The following is a 21,713-nucleotide window of genomic DNA, read 5'->3' on the forward strand; positions in this document are numbered from 1 at the left end:
CGTGAAGACCACTGAGGGGAAGGAGGGACGTCGGGGATGAGCACCAAGGACTTCATCGAGAAGGACTACTACAAGGTCCTCGGCGTCCCCAAGGACGCCACCGAGGCCGAGATCAAGAAGGCGTACCGGAAGCTCGCCCGCGAGTTCCACCCGGACGCCAACAAGGGCAACGCCAAGGCCGAGGAGCGCTTCAAGGAGATCTCCGAGGCGAACGACGTGCTCGGCGACCCCAAGAAGCGCAAGGAGTACGACGAGGCACGCACCCTGTTCGGCAACGGCGGCTTCCGCCCCGGACCGGGCGCCGGCGGCTCCTTCAACTTCGACCTGGGCGACCTCTTCGGAGGTGCCGGGAACACCCAGGGCGGAGGCTTCGGCGGTGGACTCGGTGACGTCTTCGGGGGCCTGTTCAACCGCGGCGGCACCGCCGGCACGCGTACCCAGCCCAGGCGCGGCCAGGACATCGAGTCCGAGGTCACGCTGAGCTTCACGGAGGCCATCGAGGGCGCCACGGTGCCCCTCAGGATGTCCTCCCAGGCGCCCTGCAAGGCCTGCTCGGGCACCGGCGACAAGAACGGCACCCCGCGCGTGTGCCCGACCTGTGTCGGCACCGGGCAGGTCGCCCGGGGCTCGGGCGGCGGCTTCTCGCTCACCGACCCCTGCCCCGACTGCAAGGGCCGCGGCCTGATCGCCGAGCACCCCTGCCTGGAGTGCAAGGGCAGCGGCCGCGCCAAGTCGTCGAGGACCATGCAGGTCCGCATCCCGGCCGGGGTGACCGACGGCCAGCGCATCCGGCTGCGCGGCAAGGGCGCGCCCGGTGAGCGGGGCGGTCCGGCGGGCGACCTGTACGTGGTCGTGCACGTCGGCGAGCACCCGGTGTTCGGGCGCAAGGGCGACAACCTGACCGTCACCGTGCCGGTGACCTTCACCGAGGCGGCCCTCGGCGGCGAGGTCCGGGTGCCCACCCTCGGCGGCCCCTCCGTCACCCTGAAACTGCCGCCCGGCACGCCCAACGGCCGCACCATGCGCGCCCGGGGCAAGGGCGCGGTCCGCAAGGACGGTACCCGCGGCGACCTGTTGGTCACCGTCGAGGTGCGTGTTCCCAAGGACCTGTCGGGGAAGGCTCGTGACGCGCTCGAGGCGTACCGCGAGGCGACCGCGGGCGAGGACCCGCGGGCGGAGCTGTTCGAGGCCGCGAAGGGAGACTGAGAGAGAGATGGACGGCCGTCGACGAAACCCGTATGAACTGACCGAGGAGACCCCGGTCTACGTCATCTCGGTGGCGGCCCAGCTCTCCGGACTCCACCCGCAGACGCTGCGCCAGTACGACCGCCTGGGCCTGGTGTCCCCGGACCGCACCGCGGGCCGGGGCCGGCGCTACTCGGCCCGCGACATCGAACTGCTCCGCCAGGTGCAGCAGTTGTCGCAGGACGAGGGCATCAACCTGGCCGGAATCAAGCGCATCATCGAACTGGAGAACCAGGTCGCCGCCCTGCAGTCCCGCGTCGTGGAACTGGAGGCGGCCCTGGACGGCGCGGCGGCCGCGATGCAGCAGCGCGAGGCCGCCGTCCACGCCTCCTACCGCCGCGACCTGGTGCCGTACCAGGAGGTCCAGCAGACCAGCGCGCTGGTGGTGTGGCGGCCGAAGCGGCAGCAGGACTGAGTACCCGAAGCGGTGCCGAAGGGGCCCGGATTCCGGGCCCCTTTCTTTGCCATCTCATGAACTCCCGTTGGATGGAGGGTCCGTAAAGGGCGTTTGAAGGTGATTCCGTTCTTCCTTCACAGGGTCAGCTGAGCGTGGCGTTGCGGACTCGTTAAGTAGTTCCGCTTGACGCCGGGTGTGGCCTCCGCGTTGTCTTTTCAGACACCTGGGTCGTATACCAGCCCTACGTCCGGAACGCACCTGAAGTGAGCCCTCGAATGCGTCGTATCGCCATATCCGTGGCTGCATCCACGATGACCCTCTCGCTCGCCGGCTGTGGCGTCCTGAACGCGACGGGGGACGGTGCGAACGCGAGCCCCAGCAAGGGCAATGACATCACGGTGGGCCTCCTTTTGCCGGAGAAGGCGAACACCCGGTACGACAAGTTCGACTACCCCATCATCAAGACCCAGGTCGCCGCGCTCACCAGGAAGCAGGGCAAGGTCGACTACGCCAACGCGGACGCGAGCGCCTCCCGGCAGGCCACGCAGATGCAGCAGATGATCGACGACAAGGTCGACGTCATCCTGGTCGACGCGGTCGACTCGCACGCCATCGCCGGCGAGGTGAAGAAGGCCAAGGACGCGGGCATCCCGGTCATCGCCTACGACCGCCTCGCCGAGGGCCCGATCGACGCGTACGTCTCCTTCGACAACGAGCTGGTCGGCGAGGTGCAGGGCCGCACCCTGCTGGAGGCCCTCGGGTCGAGCGCGGACAGCTCCGCCAAGATCGTCATGGTCAACGGCTCGCCGACCGACCCGAACGCCAAGCAGTTCAAGGAGGGCGCGCTCTCCGAGCTGAACGGCAAGGTGACGATCGCGGCGACGTACGACACCACGGACTGGAAGCCGGAGCTCGCCGAGTCCGAGATGGCCAAGGCCATCACCGCGATCGGCAAGAGCAACATCGCCGGCGTCTACGCGGCCAACGACGGCATGGCGGGCGGCGTCATCAAGGCCCTGAAGGCCGCCGGCGTCACCAGCCTGCCCCCGGTCACCGGCCAGGACGCCGAACTCGACGCAGTGCAGCGGATCGTGGCGGGCGAGCAGTACATGAGCGTCTACAAGGCCTACCCGGACGAGGCCGAGGCCGCCGCGCAGATGGCCGTCGCCAAGGTCCAGGGCAAGGACATCCAGTTCGACGCGCTCACCCAGGACAAGGTCGACAGCCCCACCACCAAGAGCATTCCGTCCAAGCTGATCCAGCCGACCGCGCTGACCAAGAGCGACATCAAGTCCACGGTCATCGCGGACGGCATCTACACGGTGGCTGACATCTGCACGGCCCCGTACAAGGCGGCCTGCGCCGCGCTCCGGCTGAAGTAGGGACCGTTCCCCACGCGCCCCATGGGCGGCCCTCAGGGGCGCCCCCAGGGGTGCGGGGAACCGCGCGACCAGCCACCACGGCGCCGCAGACGAACGGCGGCCACAGCGCGGCTGGTCGCGCGGAGCGCCTCGCGCCACCCCCGTGGGCGCGGGGCACGGCCCCGGCAGGGCGGGGGGAGCCGGGCCGGGGCCGCTCCGGGTGTCCGGTGATCCGGTGACACCCGGGGGAAGCGGGACCAACGATGCCGTGACGCACTCGGCCCCACCACCATCAGCTTGTTGCAATGCGAGGGGCGGAGCCTGGCCGATACCCGGACATAACGGCGCTTTGCGGAGGTCCCGTTGGGGAGAGCCGTGTTGCGGACCCGGTCGACGCCGCGCATAGTTGCGCTGCGGAAGTGACAGCACACCGGGGGTGAAATGGGCGATGGCCGGGCGCGGGGCGGAGCAGCATCCACATGGCGCCGACCGACTGTGCGCGGCCGGGGATCGCGTGTATTCCCGGGCCGTACGCCGGGGTCGGGTGGCGCGCACTGATGCCGAGCCCGTGCCCTGTCTGCTGGAGCTGGCCCTGCTGCACCCGGATCCCGACGACATGGACTGGCTGGTGCCGACCTCCCCGCAGGAGGTCATGAGCAGGCTGCTGCGCGGGGTCTACGACGAGGTCAGCGAGAGTCAGCGACGGGTGGGCTCGGCGGTGGCCGCCTTCGAGTGGTACGCCGGGCTCGGCCGTCAGCTGGGCGCCCTGGCCGCGCCGGCCGAGGGCAGCGCGATCCGGGTGCTGGACGGGCTCTCCCGGATCCAGGCCGCGATGGACGAGGCCACCGAGGCGTGCACGACCGAGGTGCTCACCGTGCAGCCGGGCGGCATCCGCCGGGAGGCCGAGCTGACCGAGGGGCTGCACCGGGCGCTGGCCCTGCGCGGCCGGGGCGTGCGCATGCGCGACCTGTACACGCATGTGGCCCGGCACGGCCAGGGGCTGCTCAACTACCTGGAGCTGATGGGCGACACGGTCGAGGCCCGCACCCTCGACGAGGTCATCGACCGGCTCATCCTGTTCGACCGCACGGTGGCCTTCATCCCGGCCAACGCCGACCGCACCATGGCCCTGGAACTGCGCCACCCGGCCCTGGTCGGCTACCTGGTGACGGTCTTCGAGCGGCTGTGGCGCCTCGCCATCCCCCTGACGGCCCCGCTGCCCGACACCGGCATCGAGGGCATCTCGCACCGCGAACAGTCCATCGCCGCGCTGCTCGCCGAGGGCCACCAGGACGCGGTGATCGCCGAGCGGCTCGGCATCAGCGTGCGCACCTGCCGCGCCCACATCGCCCGTCTGTCGGAGACCCTCGGCGCGGCCAGCCGTACTCAGTTGGGCGTGCGGATAGCCCAGGTCGGCCTGGACGGCCACCGCGGCCCGGGCCTGCCGGCCGGCGCGCTCACGGCCCCTGATCAAGAATCCCCGAGCGTGCGATGAGGTAGCCGAGCTGGGCGCGGCTCTCGCTGCCGAGGGTGGCGGCGAGCTTGGCGATGTGCAGCCGGGCGGTGCGGACGTTCATGCCGAGGCGGTCGGCGATGACGGCGTCGGTGTGCCCTTCGACGAGGAGGGCGGCGATGGCGCGCTGGCGGGGGGTGACGCCGTTCACGGACGGCGGCTGCACCGCCTCCGGGAACATCGGCGTGGCCAGCCGCCAGAGCCGGTCGAAGGTCGTGACGAAGTACTTGATCAGGGCCGGGTGGCGGACCTCCAGGGCGAGGGTGCCGTCGTCGTCGGCCGGCAGGAAGGCGATCTTGCGGTCGATGACGATGAGCCGGTCCGGCACCTCGTCGAGGCTGCGGGCCTCGGTGTCGCCCCGCCGGAAGTGCTCCAGCGGCCCGTACACGAGCGGCACATGGCGCAGGGTGTGCTGGTAGAGGACGCGGATGCGGCCGCCGCGGTCCAGCAGGGCCTGGTCGCGGGGGAAGGCGGTGTCGCGGGCCGCCTGGCCGCGCGTGCCGGTCAGGCCGGAGTGCGGCTGGATGGTGAGCGACTCCTCGGTGGCGTCGACCATCGCGTCGGTGATGGCCCGGTTGATCTGCTCGGTGCCGCTGAGCAGCCGCAGCATGGTGGTGCCGGTTCCGGTGCCCGGTGGCTGCGGTACGTCGACCCGCATCAGCGGCTCGAACCGCTCCACCAGCCGGTCCTCGCGCCGCCGTTCCTCGGCGACACGGGCCGCGGAGGCGCGCAGCAGCCGGTGCAGTGCCGCGGCGGGCGGGACCGGTTCGAGCAGGCCGAGGTCGTCGAGGGCGGGGTGGAGCAGGCCGAAGTCGGTGAGACAGGGCACGTCGGCGGCCTCGACGGCGGGCACGCGCCCTTCCCGCAGGGCGCGTTCGTACACCGCCTGCCCGGCGGCGCACAGTTCCTCGACGCCGTGCTCGCGGTGCGTCACGGGCCCACCTCCCCCTGCTGCTCCAGCATGCCGGACTGCCCTATGAGGTATCCGAGTTGGGCGCGGCTCTCGCTGCCGAGGGTGGCGGCGAGCTTGGCGATGTGCAGGCGGGCGGTGCGGATGTTCATGCCGAGGCGGTCGGCGATGGCGCCGTCGGTGTGGCCCTCGACGAGGAGGGCGGCGATGGCGCGCTGGCGGGGGGTGACGCCGTTCACGGTGGGGTGCTGGACCGCCTGGGGGTACATCGGGGTGGCCAGGCGCCACAGGCGGTCGAACACCGTGGACAGGTACGTCACCAGCGGCGGATGGCGTATCTCGACCGCGAGCGTGCGGTCGGCGCTGGCGGGCACGAAGGCGACCGTGCGGTCGATGACGACCAGCCGCTCGGGCGTCTCGTCGAGGGTGCGCACCTCGACGTCACCGCCCAGGAGTTCGTAGTGCGCGAGGACGGCGGGGTCGTGGCGGCTCGTGTGCTGGTACAACGTGCGCATACGGCAGCCGCGCGCCAGGATCGCCTGCTCCCGGGGCAGCGCCACGGCCAGCTGGTCCACGGGGCGTTTGCCGCCCGGCTGGACGGTGAGCACCTCGGTGGCGGCACGGGTCAGCGCTTCGCCGATCGCGTGGTTGATCCGGTCGAATCCGCTGTGGACGCGGATCGCCGGCGTCTCGCCGGTGGCGCCGGTGAGGTCGGCGCTCGCCCGCAGCAACGGCTCGAAGGCCAGGGCGAGACGGGTCTCGCGCCGGCGTTCGCCGGCGATGCGTTCCGCGGAGGCGTGCAGGAGTTCCTGCAGGGCGACGGCCGCGGGCACCGGCTCCAGCCGGTCCAGGTCCGCCACGGCCGGCTGGAGCAGCCCGAAGGCCGGCAGACAGGGGGCCTGCTCCGCCTCCGCGCCGCTGATGTGGCCTTCGCGCAGGGCACGCGCGTACAACTCCGCTCCCTGAGCGCACAGTTCGTCGGCGCCGTGTGCGGCGTGCGGCCCCGCTGTCACCGTGCCGCTCCTCGGTGCCCGCCGGTCACTGCTCACCGCCCAGCGAGGTGTCCTTGTCCAGCAGTCCGGACTGTGCGATGAGATAGCCGAGCTGTGCGCGGCTGCCGCTGCCGAGGGCCGTGGCCAGTTTGGCGATGTGGGCCCGGCAGGTGCGCACGTTCATGCCGAGGCGCCGGGCTATGGCCTCGTCCACGTGTCCCTCGACCAGGAGCTTGGCTATCGAGCGCTGGACGCCGGTGATGCCGTCGACGGGAGGGGCGTAGGCCGGTTCTTCGAGGAGGGGGACCGCGCGCCGCCACAGTTGCTCGAAGACCTTCACGAGGTAGTCGACCAGGCCGGGATGGCGCAGCTCCAGTGCGACCTGGCGGTCGTCGCGCGCGGGTATGAACGCCACCGAGCGATCGAAGATCATCAGCCGCTCGATGAGTTCCTCGAGCGTACGGATCTCGACCTTTCCCTTGGCCATGATCTCGGCGTAGGCGAGTGTCCCCTGGCTGTGCCGCACCGTGTGCTGGTACAGCGTGCGCATGGAGATGCCGCGGTCGATGATGTCCTGACCCCGTTTCAGGGCCGTGCTGAGGACGTGCTCGCTGCGTCCGCCGCCGGGCTGCACGGTGAGTACCTCGGTCTGGCACTCGGCCGTGGCCCGCTCGATGGCCGCGTTGATGCGGTCGATGCCCTCGTGCACCGTGACGGCGTGGGTCTCCCTCGGGCCCTGGGCGCTGATGGCCAGGAATGGCTCGAAGGAGTCGGTGAGTTCGATCGCGAGATGTCTGCGCTCCTGGATCTCGCGTTCGATGGGATGCAGGCGCTGGGCGAGGGCGGCCGCGGGCAGGACCGGTCGCAGCCAGTTCGGGTCGTCGGGATCCGGGTGGAGCAGCGCGAATTCCAGCAGGCAGGGGGCGGGGACCACTTCCGAGCGCGACACCCGGCCGAGCCGGAGCGCGTCCGCATAGAGTCGCTTGCCTTCGGCGCAGAGGTCCGTCATCCCATGCGGATGTGTCCCCATTTTCTCGTTATGTGGCAAATCTCCACCCCCCAGGGTCCTGAACGTGCAGGAACATGATGCACCGGTTCTGTGGCTTTGACGTGGCTTGATGAGCCATCGTCATGAGGGCGGGGGAGAGACACTGGGGAAGTGAGGACGAAGCCCATCATGTGCAAGAGAATGCTTCGCTCAGTACTTGCCGTTGCCTTCTCCGCAGGACTGGTCTTCGGCATGGTGAGTACGCTGGATCTCGGCTGGGACAGCACCAAATCGGTGAACCAGGCGAAGTCCGCGCAGGATCTCGGCTGGGACATCGTGCGGGCGGGTGTACCGGCATGAGCACGCCGCCCGACGACCGCTCCTTCCGACGCGAAATGGCCACGGCCTACCGCTCCGGCTGGCACTTCATCGACCTGGTCACCGCCATCCCCCACAGCGGTGACTCGCTGATGGTGACCGTGTTCGGTGAGCCGGTCGTCGTGACGCGGGACGAGGACGAGGACGTGCGGGCGTACCGGTGCCTGCGCAAGCCGCGTGGCGCGCCACAGCCGGTCCGGTGTGCCGTCCGGTACGGAATGATCTTTGTGAATCTCGACCAGCGTGACCACCGGCTCGCGGAGCCGGCGGACCATGACCTGAGGACCATCTCAGCCACCCCCCGCAGTGCCTGACGCGATTCCCCCGTCGTAAAAGATCGCTCAGGCGCTTCCCCCCGCAGCGGCGTCACCGTGACCTGAACACGGTGACGCCGCTGCAGTTTGCGGGGATATGGAGGGAGATGGGGACACTTCCAGGGTGGCCGAAAGTTTTCGGTCATCTCAGCCGTTCCCCAGGGCGCGCTCCACCTCGATCTCGATCACCACGCGCGCCGGATTCGGCCTCGGTGTCCGCCGGTAGCGCTCGGCATAGCGCCGCACCGCGTCCGCGACCCGTTCCGGTTCCGTCCGTACCCGTGCGCGCCCTTCCAGTGTGGCCCAGCGCCGGCCGTCCACCTGGCACACCGCCACCCGGGCGCCCTCGGCCCCCGCCGCGCGCACATGCCCCGCTTTCGCGCTGGTGCCGCTGGTGATCACGCGGGCCAGCCCGGCCTGCGCGTCGTACGTCACCCCCACCGGCACCACGTGCGGGCTGCCGTCGGGCCGGAGCGTCGTCAGGGTGCACAGGTGGCGTTCCCGCCAGAACTCCAGGTACTGCTCAGAGTGCTTCGCCATGTCCCGCAACCTAGCCCCGCAGGCCCACCCTCGGAACCTTGAGCGGAATAGACTCAACTTTGTGTACGCTGGTGAAGTCAGCAGTGGAGAGTGTGGCCGAGGAGGAGAACGGACAACGTGGACGCCGAGCTGACCAACAGGAGCCGGGACGCGATCAACACGGCCGGCAACCGGGCCGTGTCCGAGGGGCACCCGGACCTCACCCCTGCTCACCTGCTGCTGGCTCTGCTCCAGGGGCAGGAGAACGAGAACATCACCGATCTGCTCGCGGCCGTCGAGGCCGACCAGGCCGTCGTGCGCGCCGGTGCGGAGAAGCTGCTGGCCGCGCTGCCCAGCGTGACCGGCTCCACGGTTGCGCCCCCGCAGCCCAACCGTGAACTGCTCGCCGTGATCGCCGACGCCTCCGAGCGCGCGCAGGAACTCGGCGACGAGTACCTGTCGACCGAGCACCTGCTCATCGGCATCGCCGCGAAGGGCGGCGCGGCCGGCGAGCTGCTCAAGGGCCAGGGCGCCGACGCGAAGAAGTTGCAGCAGGCCTTCCAGAAGGCCAGGGGAGGACGCCGCGTGACCACCGCCGACCCGGAGGGCCAGTACAAGGCCCTGGAGAAGTTCGGCACCGACTTCACCGCCGCCGCCCGCGAGGGCCGGCTCGACCCGGTCATCGGGCGGGACCAGGAGATCCGGCGGGTCGTGCAGGTGCTGTCCCGCCGCACGAAGAACAACCCCGTGCTCATCGGTGAGCCGGGCGTCGGCAAGACCGCCGTGGTCGAGGGGCTCGCCCAGCGGATCGTCAAGGGCGACGTGCCCTCGTCGCTGAAGGACAAGCGGCTGGTCGCGCTCGACCTCGGCGCGATGGTCGCGGGCGCCAAGTACCGCGGCGAGTTCGAGGAGCGCCTGAAGTCGGTCCTCGCCGAGATCAAGGACTCCGACGGGCAGATCATCACCTTCATCGACGAGCTGCACACCGTCGTCGGCGCCGGTGCCGGCGGCGACTCGGCCATGGACGCGGGCAACATGCTCAAGCCGATGCTGGCCCGCGGCGAGCTGCGCATGGTCGGCGCCACCACCCTGGACGAGTACCGGGAGCGGATCGAGAAGGACCCGGCGCTGGAGCGGCGCTTCCAGCAGGTGATGGTCGCCGAGCCGACCGTCGAGGACACCATCGCGATCCTGCGCGGACTGAAGGGCCGGTACGAGGCCCACCACAAGGTGCAGATCGCCGACAGCGCGCTGGTGGCCGCCGCCAGCCTCTCCGACCGCTACATCACCTCGCGCTTCCTGCCCGACAAGGCCATCGACCTGGTCGACGAGGCCGCCTCACGGCTGCGCATGGAGATCGACTCCTCCCCGGTCGAGATCGACGAACTCCAGCGCGCGGTCGACCGGTTGAAGATGGAGGAGCTGGCGATCGCCAAGGAGACCGACCCCGCCTCCGTCGCCCGCCTGGAGAAGCTGCGCCGTGACCTCGCCGACAAGGAGGAGGAGCTGCGCGGCCTCACCGCCCGCTGGGAGAAGGAGAAGCAGTCCCTCAACCGGGTCGGTGAGCTGAAGGAGCGCCTGGACGACCTGCGCGGCCAGGCCGAACGCGCCCAGCGCGACGGCGACTTCGACACCGCCGCCAAGCTGCTCTACGGCGAGATCCCGCAGCTGGAGAAGGAGCTGGAGGCCGCCTCCGAGGCCGAGGAGGAGGCCGCCAAGGACACGATGGTGAAGGAGGAGGTCGGCTCCGACGACATCGCCGACGTCGTCGCCGCCTGGACCGGCATCCCGGCGGGCCGCCTGATGGAGGGCGAGACGCAGAAGCTGCTGCGCATGGAGGACGAGCTGGGCAAGCGGCTCATCGGCCAGACCGAGGCCGTACGGGCGGTCTCCGACGCCGTGCGGCGCTCCCGCGCCGGCATCGCCGACCCCGACCGGCCCACCGGTTCCTTCCTCTTCCTCGGCCCGACCGGCGTCGGCAAGACCGAACTCGCCAAGGCGCTCGCGGACTTCCTCTTCGACGACGAGCGGGCCATGGTCCGCATCGACATGTCGGAGTACGGCGAGAAGCACAGCGTGGCCCGGCTGGTCGGCGCGCCTCCCGGGTACGTCGGCTACGAGGAGGGCGGCCAGCTCACGGAGGCGGTGCGCCGCCGCCCGTACTCCGTCGTGCTGCTGGACGAGGTGGAGAAGGCCCACCCCGAGGTCTTCGACATCCTCCTGCAGGTCCTGGACGACGGCCGCCTGACGGACGGCCAGGGCCGCACGGTCGACTTCCGCAACACCATCCTGGTGCTCACCTCCAACCTGGGCAGCCAGTTCCTGGTCGACCCGATCACCAGCGAGGCGGAGAAGAAGGAGCAGGTCCTGGAGGCGGTCCGCGCCTCCTTCAAGCCGGAGTTCCTCAACCGGCTGGACGACCTGGTGGTCTTCTCGGCGCTGACCAAGCCCGAACTGGAGCGGATCGCCGGGCTGCAGATCGACCGGCTGGCCAAGCGGCTCGCCGAGCGCCGGCTCACCCTGGACGTCACCCCGCAGGCGCTGGCCTGGCTGGCGGAGGAGGGCATGGACCCGGCGTACGGCGCCCGCCCGCTGCGCCGCCTCGTGCAGACCTCCATCGGCGACCGGCTCGCCAAGGAGATCCTCGCCGGCGAGGTCAAGGACGGCGACACGGTCCGCGTCGACCGCTTCGGCGAGGGCCTGCTGGTGGGTCCGGCGACCGGGAAGACGCTGTGACGCCCACTCGCCGGTGACACTCACACGGTGAACGCGGAGAAACGTACGAGGGCCTGGTCGCGGCCCTCGTACGCCACGTCCACTTCGACCGCGTCCGCCTCGGCGCGGGCGGGGGGAGCGTCGTCGCCCCCGCCGTTCAGGTTCAGGCAGTAGGCCGCTCCGTCCGCGCAGTACTCCGTCTCCGGTCCCGGCGCGTGCGGATAGGTGGCCTTCAGCCAGGCGCGCACGCCGTTCCGCGGCATCCGGAAGGTGGCGTCGTAGGAGGTGTCCAGCCAGGCCTGCACCGTGCAGTGCGCGTCGTGCGCCCCCCGCGGCAGCTTCGCCCCGCCGAAGGCCAGGGCCTCGGCGCAGGGCGCCTTCTGCGGCTCCGTGGCGCCGTCCAGCAGGTAGGAGGCCGCGAACCCGACGACTGTGGAGGCCAGCCGCATCGTCCCCATGCCGAGCAGCGCGACGACCCCCAGGACCAGGGTCCACTTCCCCAGCCTCTTCAGGGCCCGCCTCACCATACCGACCCCCCCTCGTTCACCGGCCGTCCGCCCGGCCAGCCGGATCATGTCAGCCCACGGCTGACAGGCGGCGTCGGGGCTTGCTTCCCCCCTCCCCCCGTGGGGGAGGATGGCGGAATCCACCATGAAGGGAAAAACACGGTGAGCATCGACCCGTCCTCGATTCCGAACTTCGGGGGCCAGCCCGAACCGCAGCCCCAGGGACCGGCCGGCCCCGTCCTCCCGGATCAGGACCTCGTGAAGCAGCTCCTCGACCAGATGGAGCTGAAGTACGTCGTCGACGAGGAAGGAGACCTCGCGGCTCCGTGGGAGCAGTTCCGCACCTACTTCATGTTCCGCGGGGAGGAAGAGCAGGCCGTCTTCTCGGTGCGGACCTTCTACGACCGCCCCCACAAGATCGACGACAAGGCGCAGCTGCTGGAGTCCGTCGACGACTGGAACCGCCGCACCCTGTGGCCCAAGGTCTACACCCACACCCACGACGACGGCACCGTCCGCCTGATCGGCGAGGCGCAGATGCTGATCGGCACGGGTGTCGACATCAACCACTTCGTCTCCTCGACCGTCAGCTGGGTGCGGGCCGCGATCGAGTTCGACAAGTGGCTCGTCGAGCAGCTCGGCCTGGAGCAGGAGGTCAACGAGGCGGACAAGCCCGAGAACCCCGAGGCCGACGGCGAATAGGCCCCGCGGGACCTACAGCGGTTCCTGCGCGTACACCAGCAGGTACGCGCCGTAGAGATAGCTGAGCCCGGCCAGGGCCGCGACCAGCACGGTCGCGTGCCAGGGCCGGGCTCTCGCCGTCCGGACCAGCCCCCGGGCGAGCGGCAGCAGCAGCGGGAACGCCGGCAGCAGGAACCGCGGCTTGGACTCGAAGAAGCCCGACCCGCCGAGCGCGATCAGCAGCAGCACCCCACTGAAGACGAGCAGCGGCAGCGGAGCGCGGTCCAGGAGCAGCAGCGCGTACAGCACCGTCCCCGCCGCGACCAGCACCAGCGCCATCGGGAACACGAACCGGCTGCCGTGCAGCAGCATCGCGCGCAGGAACTGCACCGAACCCCACCCGAAGTCGAACGTCGACCCCCACAGCCGCTGCACCTCGAAGTAGCCGCCCAGCAGATCGTCCTTGCGCCGGCCCACCCACAGCACGTACGCCGTCCAGCCCAGCGGGGCGAGCGCCGCACCCGTCCACAGCCTGTGGGAAACCCGGGAAACCTTTCCTCGTCGTCGCCACGCCTCCGCTCCCGCCGCGGCCAGCACCGCCGCGGCGACCGCGAACCCGTTCGGCCGGGCCAGCCCCGCCAGTGCCGCGAGCGCACCCGCCCACAGCCACTTCCCGGCCAGCGCCGCGTACAGCGACCAGGCGGCGAACGCGGCCAGCACGGGCTCGGTGTACGCCATCGACAGCACCACCGAGTGCGGCAGCAGCCCCCACAGCAGCACCAGCGCGACGCCGGTGGCCCGCCCGTGCAGCAGGGAGCCGACCGCGTGGATCCCGGCGGCGGCCACGGCGGCCGCGGTCCACGAGATCAGCAGCCCGGCGATGCCGCCGCTGAACGGGGTCAGCGCCGTCGCCGCCCGCAACAGCGCCGGGTACAGCGGGAAGAACGCGAGGTCGCTGTGCGGGTCAGGGTCGCGGGAGGGCAGGTCGTGACCGTAACCGTGCGCCGCGATGCCCAGGTACCAGACCGAGTCCCAGGACCGGGTGAGCAACGTCAGCGGGTGCCGGCCGGCGCCACGGGCGACGAGGGCGAGCACGGCCACACCGGTGAGCCGGACGCCGAGGAAGAGGCCTACGGCGACCCCGCTCGTGCGGAGGAACGAGGGCCGGGCGCGGTCTCGCTGCGCCGGCTGGGACGCGGCTACGGGCGGGGCGAGGGTGGTGCTGGCGTGGGTCACATCTGAGCACCCTGCAAGGGCTTGCGCGCCGAAGCGAGCAGGCGGCCGCCGAGTGCGGCGCGGGTTCACCGATTCGGCTGCCCGCCGTCGAGCCGTCGGCCGTCTCCCGGCCGGGGGTGTCGTGGCTGGTCGCGCTCACCCGGCGGCAGCCGCGTGTCCGAGGCCGCCGCCGGCCTCGGTGCCCTACATCGCCCGCAGCCGCTCCGCCGCCTCCCCCAGGACCTCCTCGCGTTTGCAGAACGCGAACCGCACGAACGGCGCCCCCGCCTCCCGGTCGTCGTAGAACACGGCATTGGGGATCGCGACGACGCCCGCCCGCTCTGGCAGGGCGCGGCAGAAGGCGAAGCCGTCCTTCTCGCCGAGGGGGCGGATGTCGGTGGTGATGAAGTACGTGCCGGCCGGCCGGAAGACCTCGAAGCCCGCCTCCGCCAGCCCCCGCGCGAGGATGTCGCGGCGGGTCTGCATGGACCGGCGGAACCCCTCGAAGTAGGAGTCGGGCAGGGCGAGCGCCTCCGCGACCGCGTACTGGAAGGGCCCCGAGGACACGTACGTCAGGAACTGCTTCACCGAACGGACCGCGCTCACAAGCTCCGGCGCGGCCGTCACCCAGCCGACCTTCCAGCCGGTGAAGGAGAAGGTCTTGCCGGCCGAGCCGATCGTCACGGTGCGCTCGCGCATGCCGGGGAAGGAGGCGAGCGGCAGATGCTCGGCGTCCCCGAAGACCAGGTGCTCGTAGACCTCGTCCGTGACCACCAGCAGGTCCCGCTCGACGGCCAGCTCGGCGATCGCGGCCAGCTCCGCGCGGGTGAGGACCGTGCCGGTCGGATTGTGCGGGGTGTTGATCAGCAACAGCCGGGTGCGGTCGGTGACGGCCGCGCGCAGCTCGTCCAGATCGAGGCGGAAGCTGCCCTCGTGCGGCCTGAGGGTCACCGGCACCCGGGTGCCGCCCGCCATGGCGATACTGGCCGCGTAGGAGTCGTAGTACGGCTCCAGGGCCACGACCTCGTCACCCGGCTCCAGCAGGGCCAGCAGCGAGGCCGCGATCGCCTCCGTCGCGCCCGCGGTGACCAGCACCTCGGTGTCCGGGTCGTACGGCAGCCCGTAGCGGCGCTGCTGGTGCGCGGCGACGGCGGTGCGCAGCTCGGGGATGCCAGGGCCCGGCGGGTACTGGTTGCCGCGGCCCTCGCGCAGCGCCCGTACCGCCGCCTCCCGGATCTCCTCGGGCCCGTCGGTGTCGGGGAAGCCCTGGCCGAGGTTGATCGACCCGGTGGACACGGCGAGCGCGGACATCTCCGCGAAGATCGTCGTCCCGAACTCGGCGAGCCGGCGGTTGAGGTGAGGGCGTGCGCTGGAGGTCATGCCCGCCATCCTGCGCCCAGGCTCTGAAGTTCCTCAACTCTGCTTTGAGCCCGGAGACGGTCGGGCATCCCCCGGTCACCGCGGTCCACGGGGGGCCGCTTCGGGGGAACGGAAGGACGGTGGCGCCATGGTCGTCGGCATCATCTTCATCCTGGTCGTGGTCGCGTTCGTGACCATGACGGCGCTGGCCGGCGGTCGGCACCGCAACCGGCGGCGCACGGTGTCGCTCGGCAAGAGCGGCCGCCGCCGGTCCGGGTCGTACCGCTCGTCGTCCTCGTCGTACGACGGCAGCGGCAGCTGGTGGGCGGGCGGCGTGGACTCGGGCTCGTCGGGCGGCCATCACGGGAGCCACCACGGCGGTCACTCCTGCGGCGGCGGACATTCCTGCGGGGGCCACTCCTCCTGTGGCGGTTCCTCCTGCGGCGGCGGTTCGTCGTGCGGCGGCGGATGCGGGGGAGGCAGCTGACACGGGGCAGCCGAGCTCGTCGGGGGAGCCCTGTCCGGGCCGCACGGGAGCGCCCGCCGGGCAGGGCAGCCGGCGGGCGCTCGCCGTTCGTTTCCCGCGCCCCGCGTACGCCATGGTTGAACAGTTGAACTGTGGGGCCCTCTGAGGGATGGAAACCCGGCGAAGTTGGGTAAAAACGCTGTGGTGGCGCCTCTGTTCATGATTCCCTCTAAATCGCCAACGCAGCCCCTCGGACGTCCCCGAGACTCCCCACCCCGGCCGAGCCGACTGGGCTGACATGGCCGATCTCCCTCTCATCGCGTGTTAGCGGAGCCGATCCATGCTCACGACCCTGAACACCTCCTACACCGATACGCGCGCTGCCGACCTAGCCTGGGCCCTGGGACGCGAGCCGCTGCCGGCCCTGGCCACCCTCGATCTGGAACTCGCCGGAAAAAGGCTCCAGTTGAGACTGCTCGGCGCGTCCCACCAGGTGCTGCTGGAGCAGGAGCACGGCATCTGTTCGGAGACGGTCGCGTGCATCCCCGGCTCCAGCACCCCGCTCCCGCTCGGCGTGGCCAAGCGGGTCGGCGACTGGGAGTACGAGTTCGCCGCGCGCGTCGAGGTGCTCACGCCCGGCTCCTTCGAGGGCCGCGCCCAGGAGTTGCTGGCCCTCGTCTCCGACCATCCGCACGGCCTCGCCGGCGTCTTCCCGGGCAGCCCGCACGCCTTCACCGCGATGCTGGCCCAGCGCCACGGGGGGCAGGTGCACTGGCGCACCTGGCACGCCTACCCGCAGGACGGGCAGTTGGTGGCCACCCGGACCCGGGTGGGGGAGCGGGTGGTGGTGGCACAGCCGCGTTGAGCGCACCGCGCGAACATAAACCCACCGGGCGCAAATCGCTGTCCACTTCCACACGTGTGGGTGACGAAGCGTACCGAGCGCGTGACGTAACGTCGCAGCGTGATCGAACCGCACGCCCCCGCGCCCCCGGGCGCCCCGCCCTCCTGGACAGGCCCCGTCCGGCTGCCCGTCCGGCCCGGCACCGGGCGGTTCCTGGTCCTCGTGTGCGTCTTCGTCTGCGCGGCCTGTGGACTCGTGTACGAGCTCGAACTCGTCGCGTTCGCCTCGTACTTGATGGGCGACTCGGTCACCCAGGCCTCCGTCGTGCTGTCCGTGATGGTGTTCGCGATGGGTATCGGCTCCCTCGGCGCCAAGCGGCTGCGCTGGCACGCGGCCGCCGGCTTCGGCGCGATCGAGACCGCCCTCGCGCTGATCGGCGGGTGCAGTGCGATGGCGCTGTACGCCGTCTTCGCCTGGACCGGCGGCTGGGGCGGGGCGTGGGCCGAGGGCCCGCGCTGCCTCCTGGTCGCCTTCTCCCTCGGCATCGGCCTGCTCATCGGCGCCGAAGTCCCGCTGCTGATGGAGCTGATCCAGCGCATCCGGCACCAGGACGCGGGCGGCGCGGTGGCCGACCTGTTCGCGGCGGACTACGTGGGCGCGCTGGTCGGCGGCCTGGCCTTCCCCTTCCTTCTCCTGCCTTTCCTGGGCCAGTTGACGGGCGCCCTGCTCACCGGCACGGTCAACGTCGTCGCCGGCGGCGCCCTGGTCCTCGGCCTCTTCCGCCGCGACCTGACCCGCCGGGCCCGCTGGACCCTGTTCCTCGTCGGCCTCGCCGTCCTCGGTGTCCTCGCCTCCGCCGCCGCGCTCGCCGGCGACTTCGAACGCGCCGCGCGGCACGCCGTCTACGGCAAGGACGTCCGGGTCGCCGAACAGACCGACGTCCAGGAGGTCGTCCTCGCCGGCGGCACCGACGGCAAGCCCCTCGACCTCTTCCTGGACGGCCGGCTCCGCGTCGGTGGCCGCGACGAACGCCGCTACCACGAGGCACTCGTCCACCCCGCGCTGTCCGGCGGGCCGCACGCGCGCGTGCTGATCCTCGGCGGCGGCGACGGCCTGGCCGCCCGCGAGGTGCTGCGCCGGCCCGGGGTGCGCCGCCTCGACATCGTCGAACTCGACCCCGGCCTGGTCCGCCTGGCCCGTCGCGACCCGGGTCTCGCCGCCGCCAACGGCCACGCCTACGACGACCCCCGCGTCCACGTCACCACCGCCGACGCGCTCGGCTGGCTGCGTGGAGCACGCCCCGCCGCGTACGACGTGGTGATCGCCGACCTTCCCGACCCCGGCATCACCGCCAGCACCAAGCTGTACTCCCAGGAGTTCTACGGTCTGACCCGCCGCGTCCTCGCCCCCGGCGGGCGCCTCGTCGTGCACGCCGGGTCCGTCACCACCCGCTCCCGCGCCTTCTGGACGGTCTCCGCGACCCTGCGCGCCGCCGGCTTCGCCGACGCCCCCTACCGGGTCCTCGGCCATGACCCCGGCTTCCCGGCCGGCCCCGACCGCTCGGCGGGCGCGTCCGGGACCCCGTACGACTGGGGGTTCCTGCTGGCGGTGCCCGGGCGGACCCCGCCACCGCTGCGGCTGGGCGCCGTACGGCTGCGCACGCTGACGCAGGCGGAGCTGACCGCGGACGCCCGGGCGGCGGCACGGACGCGGATCGGCGGGCTGCCCGCGTCCACGCTGGTGCATCCGCGGTACTGACGAGCCGGTCAGGTGCGGGTGATTTCCGGTCGCAGCTGGGTAGGCTCAGCGGACATGGAGCACCAGGTCTTCGTCCCGGTCCCGGTCGAGCCGCTCAGAGACGCCCTCGCCGACCCCGCGCGCGTCGCCCGCGCGGTCCCCGGCCTGCACCAGGACGCCGGTGCCGAACCCGTCGCCGGACGCCTGAAGCTGCGCGTCGGCGGCCACTCCGTCACCTACCGGGGGACGGCACGGGTGGCCGCCCGCGACGACGGCACGTTCGCCGTCGAGGCCGACGCCACCGAGGCCCGCGGCACCGGCGCCGTCAAGCTCGCCCTCACCCTGCGCCTCGCGGCCAGCGGGGGCGGTACGACGGTCACGGTCGAGGGCACGGCGGACGCGGCCGGCCGCATCGCCGAACTCTCCCCGGACGCGGTGACCGCGGCGGCGACCCGCCTGCTGAGCCGTTTCGTGGAGAACCTGACGACGGTCCCGCAGGAGCCCGAGCAGGATCGGGAGCGGGAGCCGGAGGCGCCGGGGCCGGAAGCGGGGGAGCCGAAGGAGCGGGGGTCGGAAGAGGCGGGGCTGGAAGCGCGGGAGCCGGAAGCGCCGGAGCCGGAAGGTGAGCGGGCCTCCGTCTTCGACGCCGAGGTGCCTCCGCCCTCGCTGGACCCGGCCGCCGACCGCCTCGCGGAGGACTTCGCCGACACCGGCGAACCCCCGGCCGAGGCCGCGCACGCGCGCCGGACGATGATCGGCCGCAGCGCCGAGGAGGTAGACCACGCCCCACCGCGCGGGCGTTACGCACCGGTTCCGATGCCGCAGCCCGTCACGGCGGCGTCGGCGCTGCGCTGGGCGGCCCCGGCGGCGGCCCTGGCGCTGGCGTCGGCGATCGTCGTCACCAGGGCACTGCGCAAACGCCGCTGAGCGGAAGTCCCCGAGGGGAGAGCGGGCCGCGTCCGATGTGCGGCTCCGCCGCGTGGCGCAACCAGCCCCACCGGCCCGCGGCCGTCCACCACCGAACTCGTCTCCCCAGTAGCCTCTTCCCGTGAGTAACGAAGACATCACGCTGACCGCGGGCAACGCCGAGGTACACGTCAGCCCCGCCAACGGCGGCCGTATCAGCGGCCTCGAGGTCGATTCCCTGGAACTGCTGAGGCAAGGGCACCGCTACGGCTGCTTCCCGATGGTTCCCTGGTGCGGCCGTATCCGCGAAGGCCGCTTCCTGGACGGCGGCTCCGTCCGCCAGATGCCGCTCAACTCCCCGCCCCACGCCATCCACGGCACCGCCCGCGACGGCGCCTGGCGCACCGCGCGCGTCGCGGAGAACGAGGCGGTGATCACGTACGACCTGGTCGACCCCTGGCCGCACCCCGGCCGCGTCACCCAGGTCGTCACGCTCGCCGAGGACGGCCTGACGCTGACCATGTCGGTGGAGGCGCGGGACGACTCGTTCCCGGCACAGATCGGCTGGCACCCCTGGTTCAACCGGAACCTCGGCGGCGAGGACGTCACCGTCGACTTCAAGCCCACCTGGCAGGAGGAGCGCGGGGCGGACCACCTGCCGACCGGAAACCGGATCGACCCGAAGCCCGGCCCCTGGGACGACTGCTTCGGCATGCCCGGCGGCGTCGACGTCACCCTCACCTGGCCGGGGCAGCTGGAGCTCAAGGTGAGCAGCCGCGAGGAGTGGGTGGTGGTCTACGACGAGCAGGCCGAGGCCGTGTGCGTGGAGCCGCAGACCGGGCCGCCCAACGGCCTGAACACCCTCCCGCGCCTGGTCACCCCGCTTCAGCCGCTGGAGGCGTCGACCACCTGGAGCTGGCGGCGCCCTTAAGCTGGCTGCCATGACGGATGTACGCGGCGAGCTGCTGCAGCAGATCAAGGACAAGGCCGTGGTGCACGGCAAGGTGACCCTCTCCTCGGGTCTGGAGGCCGACTACTACGTCGACCTGCGCCGCATCACCCTCGACGGCGAGGCCGCCCCGCTGGTCGGCCAGGTCCTGCTGGATCTGACCGCGGACCTGGAGTTCGACGCGGTGGGCGGCCTCACCATGGGCGCCGACCCGGTCGCCGCGGCCATGCTGCACGCCGCCGCCGCGCGGGGAAAGCGGCTGGACGCGTTCGTCGTCCGCAAGGCCGCGAAGGCGCACGGCCTGCAGCGGCGCGTGGAGGGCCCGGACATCACGGGCCGCCGGGTGCTCGTCGTGGAGGACACCTCCACCACCGGGGGCTCCCCGCTGACCGCCGTGGAGGCCGTGCGCGAGGCCGGCGCCGAGGTCGTCGCCGTGGCGACCATCGTGGACCGGGCCACCGGTGCCGCGGAGAAGATCGAGGCCGGCGCGGGTGTTCCGTACCGCTTCGCCTTCTCGAAGGATGAACTGGGTCTGGACTGACACGCCCCGGTGTCCTGGACTTGGCGGGGCGCCGACCAGCGCCCCGTGTCTGGAAAGATGGGGCCGACGACGACGTCACCCCCAAGGTCTAGGTCAGGGCCGTAACGCACGGAAGCCAACCCGCAACACAAGGAGCGGACAGATGCCCATCGCAACCCCCGAGGTCTACAACGAGATGCTCGACCGGGCGAAGGCAGGCAAGTTCGCCTACCCGGCCATCAACGTCACCTCGAGCCAGACCCTGAACGCGGCGCTGCGCGGCTTCGCGGAGGCGGAGAGCGACGGCATCGTCCAGATCTCGACCGGTGGTGCCGAGTTCCTCGGCGGCCAGTACAGCAAGGACATGGTCACCGGCGCGGTCGCCCTCGCCGAGTACGCGCACATCCTCGCCGAGAAGTACCCGGTGAACATCGCGCTGCACACCGACCACTGCCCGAAGGACAAGCTCGACGGGTACGTGCGTCCGCTGCTCGCGCTCTCGAAGAAGCGTGTCGAGGCCGGTCTCAACCCGCTGTTCCAGTCCCACATGTGGGACGGCTCCGCCGAGACCCTCGCCGACAACCTGCAGATCGCGCAGGAACTGCTGGAGCAGGCCCGCGCCGCGAAGATCATCCTCGAGGTCGAGATCACCCCCACCGGCGGCGAGGAGGACGGCGTCTCCCACGAGATCAACGACTCCCTGTACACCACGGTCGAGGACGCGATCCGCACGGCCGAGGCCCTGGGCCTGGGCGAGAAGGGCCGCTACCTGCTGGCCGCCTCCTTCGGCAACGTGCACGGCGTGTACAAGCCGGGCAACGTCGTGCTCCGTCCCGACCTGCTGAAGGAGCTGAGCGACGGCGTCGCCGCCAAGTTCGGCAAGGCCTCCCCGTTCGACTTCGTCTTCCACGGTGGCTCCGGCTCCACCGAGCAGGAGATCCTGACCGCGCTGGACAACGGCGTCGTGAAGATGAACCTCGACACGGACACCCAGTACGCCTTCACCCGCCCGGTCGCCGCCCACATGTTCCAGAACTACGACGGCGTCCTGAAGGTCGACGGCGAGGTCGGCAACAAGAAGGCCTATGACCCGCGCACCTGGGGCAAGCTGGCCGAGGCGAGCATGGCCGCGCGCGTCGTCGAGGCCACGCAGAACCTGCGCTCGGCGGGCAACAAGATCAAGTAAGCGGTACGTCCG

Annotated in this window: 22 protein-coding genes; 15 read left to right on the forward strand and 7 right to left on the reverse strand. The window is 71.5% G+C overall.

Annotated elements, in window-relative coordinates:
* Positions 1-36 precede the first annotated feature (36 nt).
* The 4 genes from dnaJ (at position 37) to AB0L59_RS14160 (ending at position 4,498) form a co-directional block, all read left to right on the forward strand.
* A complete protein-coding gene (gene dnaJ, locus AB0L59_RS14145) occupies positions 37-1,206 on the forward strand; it encodes a molecular chaperone DnaJ (protein WP_365582583.1) in 1,170 nt (389 codons plus the stop codon).
* Positions 1,207-1,213: 7 nt separating this feature from the next.
* Positions 1,214-1,660, forward strand: a complete 447-nt coding sequence (locus tag AB0L59_RS14150; RefSeq protein WP_365582585.1) for a helix-turn-helix domain-containing protein — start codon at positions 1,214-1,216, stop codon at positions 1,658-1,660.
* 257 nt (positions 1,661-1,917) lie between these two features.
* Positions 1,918-3,024: a substrate-binding domain-containing protein gene (locus AB0L59_RS14155; protein ID WP_365582586.1), complete on the forward strand. Its 1,107-nt coding sequence runs from the start codon at positions 1,918-1,920 to the stop codon at positions 3,022-3,024.
* 427 nt (positions 3,025-3,451) lie between these two features.
* A complete protein-coding gene (locus tag AB0L59_RS14160; RefSeq protein WP_365582588.1) occupies positions 3,452-4,498 on the forward strand; it encodes a helix-turn-helix transcriptional regulator in 1,047 nt (348 codons plus the stop codon).
* Here the strand turns inward: AB0L59_RS14160 and AB0L59_RS14165 are convergent.
* From AB0L59_RS14165 to AB0L59_RS14175, 3 genes are read right to left on the reverse strand one after another with little or no spacing between them, the layout of a single operon-like run.
* On the reverse strand, positions 4,461-5,450 hold the full coding sequence (locus AB0L59_RS14165) for a helix-turn-helix transcriptional regulator (protein ID WP_365582590.1): 990 nt from the start codon (positions 5,448-5,450) through the stop codon (positions 4,461-4,463). The two genes, AB0L59_RS14160 and AB0L59_RS14165, sit on opposite strands and share 38 nt — an antisense overlap.
* Positions 5,447-6,439: a helix-turn-helix transcriptional regulator gene (locus AB0L59_RS14170; RefSeq protein ID WP_365582592.1), complete on the reverse strand. Its 993-nt coding sequence runs from the start codon at positions 6,437-6,439 to the stop codon at positions 5,447-5,449. The genes AB0L59_RS14165 and AB0L59_RS14170 overlap by 4 nt, the downstream gene beginning before the upstream one ends.
* Positions 6,440-6,464: 25 nt before the next feature.
* Positions 6,465-7,427 (reverse strand): helix-turn-helix transcriptional regulator, encoded by a 963-nt coding sequence (locus AB0L59_RS14175; RefSeq protein ID WP_365582593.1) that lies wholly within the window; start codon positions 7,425-7,427, stop codon positions 6,465-6,467.
* A gap of 150 nt (positions 7,428-7,577) precedes the next feature.
* Here AB0L59_RS14175 and AB0L59_RS14180 point away from each other — a divergent pair, with 150 nt between their 5' ends.
* Both AB0L59_RS14180 and AB0L59_RS14185 read left to right on the forward strand, forming a co-directional pair.
* Positions 7,578-7,766, forward strand: coding sequence for a hypothetical protein (locus AB0L59_RS14180; RefSeq protein ID WP_365582594.1), 189 nt, complete (start codon positions 7,578-7,580; stop codon positions 7,764-7,766).
* Positions 7,763-8,098 carry a hypothetical protein gene (locus tag AB0L59_RS14185; RefSeq protein ID WP_365582596.1) on the forward strand — a complete coding sequence of 112 codons (336 nt, stop codon included), beginning with the start codon at positions 7,763-7,765 and terminating at the stop codon, positions 8,096-8,098. Before AB0L59_RS14180 ends, AB0L59_RS14185 begins: the two co-directional genes overlap by 4 nt.
* Positions 8,099-8,245: 147 nt before the next feature.
* Here the strand turns inward: AB0L59_RS14185 and AB0L59_RS14190 are convergent, their stop codons facing one another.
* Positions 8,246-8,638, reverse strand: coding sequence for a PPOX class F420-dependent oxidoreductase (locus tag AB0L59_RS14190; protein ID WP_365582598.1), 393 nt, complete (start codon positions 8,636-8,638; stop codon positions 8,246-8,248).
* A 117-nt stretch (positions 8,639-8,755) separates the two neighbouring features.
* Here AB0L59_RS14190 and clpB point away from each other — a divergent pair, with 117 nt between their 5' ends.
* Positions 8,756-11,353, forward strand: coding sequence for an ATP-dependent chaperone ClpB (gene clpB / locus AB0L59_RS14195; protein ID WP_365582599.1), 2,598 nt, complete (start codon positions 8,756-8,758; stop codon positions 11,351-11,353).
* Positions 11,354-11,373: 20 nt separating this feature from the next.
* Here clpB and AB0L59_RS14200 read toward each other — a convergent pair whose 3' ends face one another.
* Positions 11,374-11,859: a hypothetical protein gene (locus AB0L59_RS14200; protein WP_365582600.1), complete on the reverse strand. Its 486-nt coding sequence runs from the start codon at positions 11,857-11,859 to the stop codon at positions 11,374-11,376.
* A 141-nt stretch (positions 11,860-12,000) separates the two neighbouring features.
* On the opposite strand from AB0L59_RS14200, the gene AB0L59_RS14205 reads away from it, so the two are divergent.
* Positions 12,001-12,540 carry a YbjN domain-containing protein gene (locus tag AB0L59_RS14205; RefSeq protein ID WP_365582602.1) on the forward strand — a complete coding sequence of 180 codons (540 nt, stop codon included), beginning with the start codon at positions 12,001-12,003 and terminating at the stop codon, positions 12,538-12,540.
* Between the two features lie 12 nt (positions 12,541-12,552).
* Here the strand turns inward: AB0L59_RS14205 and AB0L59_RS14210 are convergent, their stop codons facing one another.
* Positions 12,553-13,755: a hypothetical protein gene (locus AB0L59_RS14210; protein WP_365582603.1), complete on the reverse strand. Its 1,203-nt coding sequence runs from the start codon at positions 13,753-13,755 to the stop codon at positions 12,553-12,555.
* Positions 13,756-13,938: 183 nt separating this feature from the next.
* Entirely contained in the window at positions 13,939-15,123 is a 1,185-nt protein-coding gene (locus tag AB0L59_RS14215; RefSeq protein WP_365582604.1) for a pyridoxal phosphate-dependent aminotransferase, read from the reverse strand.
* 118 nt (positions 15,124-15,241) lie between these two features.
* Here AB0L59_RS14215 and AB0L59_RS14220 point away from each other — a divergent pair, with 118 nt between their 5' ends.
* The 7 genes from AB0L59_RS14220 to fbaA all read left to right on the forward strand — a co-directional run bounded on the left by AB0L59_RS14220 (position 15,242) and on the right by fbaA (position 21,701).
* Positions 15,242-15,580 (forward strand): hypothetical protein, encoded by a 339-nt coding sequence (locus tag AB0L59_RS14220; protein WP_365582605.1) that lies wholly within the window; start codon positions 15,242-15,244, stop codon positions 15,578-15,580.
* A 319-nt stretch (positions 15,581-15,899) separates the two neighbouring features.
* Positions 15,900-16,424, forward strand: coding sequence for a DUF2617 family protein (locus AB0L59_RS14225; protein WP_365582607.1), 525 nt, complete (start codon positions 15,900-15,902; stop codon positions 16,422-16,424).
* A 99-nt stretch (positions 16,425-16,523) separates the two neighbouring features.
* The gene (locus tag AB0L59_RS14230; protein ID WP_365582608.1) at positions 16,524-18,161 is read left to right on the forward strand and encodes a polyamine aminopropyltransferase; all 1,638 of its coding nucleotides are present in this window, start codon (positions 16,524-16,526) and stop codon (positions 18,159-18,161) included.
* A 54-nt stretch (positions 18,162-18,215) separates the two neighbouring features.
* Complete coding sequence (locus AB0L59_RS14235) at positions 18,216-19,067, forward strand: SRPBCC family protein (protein ID WP_365582610.1); 852 nt, start codon at positions 18,216-18,218, stop codon at positions 19,065-19,067.
* Positions 19,068-19,188: 121 nt separating this feature from the next.
* Positions 19,189-19,977: an aldose 1-epimerase gene (locus AB0L59_RS14240; RefSeq protein WP_365582611.1), complete on the forward strand. Its 789-nt coding sequence runs from the start codon at positions 19,189-19,191 to the stop codon at positions 19,975-19,977.
* 10 nt (positions 19,978-19,987) lie between these two features.
* Complete coding sequence (gene pyrE / locus AB0L59_RS14245; RefSeq protein WP_365582613.1) at positions 19,988-20,536, forward strand: orotate phosphoribosyltransferase; 549 nt, start codon at positions 19,988-19,990, stop codon at positions 20,534-20,536.
* A gap of 142 nt (positions 20,537-20,678) precedes the next feature.
* Positions 20,679-21,701, forward strand: coding sequence for a class II fructose-bisphosphate aldolase (gene fbaA, locus AB0L59_RS14250; RefSeq protein WP_365582615.1), 1,023 nt, complete (start codon positions 20,679-20,681; stop codon positions 21,699-21,701).
* Positions 21,702-21,713 lie beyond the last annotated feature (12 nt).

Origin of the sequence: Streptomyces sp. NPDC052109 (assembly GCF_040680195.1) — a bacterium.
Classification (GTDB): domain Bacteria; phylum Actinomycetota; class Actinomycetes; order Streptomycetales; family Streptomycetaceae; genus Streptomyces.

Bases quoted from the DNA above. Each gene is read 5' to 3' on its own strand.
- AB0L59_RS14235 (WP_365582610.1), top strand. From the start codon at position 18,216: ATGGAGCACCAGGTCTTCGTCCCGGTCCCGGTCGAGCCGCTCAGAGAC.
- fbaA (WP_365582615.1), top strand. From the start codon at position 20,679: ATGCCCATCGCAACCCCCGAGGTCTACAACGAGATGCTCGACCGGGCG.
- AB0L59_RS14190 (WP_365582598.1), bottom strand. From the start codon at position 8,638: ATGGCGAAGCACTCTGAGCAGTACCTGGAGTTCTGGCGGGAACGCCAC.
- AB0L59_RS14175 (WP_365582593.1), bottom strand. From the start codon at position 7,427: ATGACGGACCTCTGCGCCGAAGGCAAGCGACTCTATGCGGACGCGCTC.
- AB0L59_RS14185 (WP_365582596.1), top strand. From the start codon at position 7,763: ATGAGCACGCCGCCCGACGACCGCTCCTTCCGACGCGAAATGGCCACG.
- AB0L59_RS14225 (WP_365582607.1), top strand. From the start codon at position 15,900: ATGCTCACGACCCTGAACACCTCCTACACCGATACGCGCGCTGCCGAC.
- pyrE (WP_365582613.1), top strand. From the start codon at position 19,988: ATGACGGATGTACGCGGCGAGCTGCTGCAGCAGATCAAGGACAAGGCC.
- AB0L59_RS14200 (WP_365582600.1), bottom strand. From the start codon at position 11,859: ATGGTGAGGCGGGCCCTGAAGAGGCTGGGGAAGTGGACCCTGGTCCTG.
- AB0L59_RS14150 (WP_365582585.1), top strand. From the start codon at position 1,214: ATGGACGGCCGTCGACGAAACCCGTATGAACTGACCGAGGAGACCCCG.
- dnaJ (WP_365582583.1), top strand. From the start codon at position 37: ATGAGCACCAAGGACTTCATCGAGAAGGACTACTACAAGGTCCTCGGC.
- AB0L59_RS14215 (WP_365582604.1), bottom strand. From the start codon at position 15,123: ATGGCGGGCATGACCTCCAGCGCACGCCCTCACCTCAACCGCCGGCTC.
- AB0L59_RS14220 (WP_365582605.1), top strand. From the start codon at position 15,242: ATGGTCGTCGGCATCATCTTCATCCTGGTCGTGGTCGCGTTCGTGACC.
- AB0L59_RS14160 (WP_365582588.1), top strand. From the start codon at position 3,452: ATGGCCGGGCGCGGGGCGGAGCAGCATCCACATGGCGCCGACCGACTG.
- AB0L59_RS14155 (WP_365582586.1), top strand. From the start codon at position 1,918: ATGCGTCGTATCGCCATATCCGTGGCTGCATCCACGATGACCCTCTCG.